The 797-nt window shown below is 62.9% G+C and carries 1 protein-coding gene; it reads right to left on the bottom strand.

The features are described from left to right. Nucleotides 1–92: 92 nt before the first annotated feature. Nucleotides 93–569 carry a YaiI/YqxD family protein gene (locus AC1DQP_RS21120; RefSeq protein ID WP_457320249.1) on the bottom strand — a complete coding sequence of 159 codons (477 nt, stop codon included), beginning with the start codon at nucleotides 567–569 and terminating at the stop codon, nucleotides 93–95. Nucleotides 570–797: the final 228 nt, after the last annotated feature.

Genomic DNA, 797 nt, shown 5'->3' with positions numbered 1-797 from the left:
GGGTGTTTGGCATTTCCGGGAGCCGGCCAGCGGCCGGCAYTACCGGGGTGATGGGCATTTCCGGGAGCCGGCCAGCGGCCGGCACTACACGTTCAGCGGGCTGAACGTTTGGCCAGCCAGCGGTCCAGTTCGGCGGCGAACGCCTGCCGGTCGCGCGCGCCCAGCGGAGGCGGGCCGCCGGTCTGGATGCCGGCACCGCGCAGTTCCTCCATGAAATTGCGCATCGACAGCCGCTCGGCCATGTTGTCCGGGGTGTACAGCTGACCGCGCGGGTTCAACGCCACGGCCTGCTTTTCCAGAACCAGGGCCGCCAGCGGGATGTCCTGGGTGACCACCAGATCGCCAGCGGCCAGCCGCTGAACGATCGCACTGTCAGCGACGTCCAGCCCCGGCGGCACCTGCAGGAAGCTGATCAGCGGCGAGGGGGGAACCCGCAGCCAATGGTTGGCCACCAGCACCAGCGGGATCTTCACCCGCTCGGCGGCGCGGAACAGGATCTCCTTGATGACGCCAGGGCAGGCGTCCGCATCGACCCAGATACGGGAAATCGCGGAACTTGAATCGGGCATTTGGCTGATCTTAAGGTAGGAAAATTCTGAATAGGCATGATGAATTGGTGTACGATGCGCCAATCCCTTGTCCTGTCAGGCGGGAGGGGGAGGATGGCTGAATAAACCAGCTATCGCTTTTTCGGTAAAACACGAGTATCGTCACCCACACTGTGTTTGCTAGGGTCACCGTGAATCGTGGCCTGGTGCAGTTGATCTCACGATCTGCTCATCGATCCGCTTTACCAA

This window comes from Stenotrophomonas sp. P5_A8, from assembly GCF_056400545.1.
This window is presented reverse-complemented; position numbering and strand designations above follow the sequence as displayed.

Bases quoted from the DNA above. Each gene is read 5' to 3' on its own strand.
- AC1DQP_RS21120 (WP_457320249.1), bottom strand. From the start codon at position 569: ATGCCCGATTCAAGTTCCGCGATTTCCCGTATCTGGGTCGATGCGGAC.